1 protein-coding gene is annotated in these 236 nt (G+C 41.9%); it reads left to right on the forward strand.

Going from position 1 to position 236, the window contains the following annotated elements; translation table 11 throughout:
• On the forward strand, window positions 1-236 hold a 236-nt coding region (locus AAEY88_RS15475; protein WP_350563809.1), incomplete at both ends, for an Hsp70 family protein.

The raw sequence follows: 236 nt of genomic DNA on the forward strand, positions 1-236 counted from the left end.
CTATTAAATGAGCCGACCGCCGCAGCCGTTGCCTATGGTCTCGATCAGCCTAATCAAGAAGGTGATAAAGAAAGTTATTACTTAATTTATGATTTGGGTGGTGGCACTTTTGACGTTTCTATCTTAAAACTAAATGACGGCGTTTTTGAAGTATTGGCCACAGGCGGCAATAGTGCGCTTGGCGGTGATGATATTGACCGCTTACTGACCAATTGGCTGATTAAGCAATTAAATAT

This window comes from Psychrobacter sp. CAL346-MNA-CIBAN-0220 (assembly GCF_040309805.1).
Taxonomy (GTDB): Bacteria; Pseudomonadota; Gammaproteobacteria; order Pseudomonadales; family Moraxellaceae; genus Psychrobacter.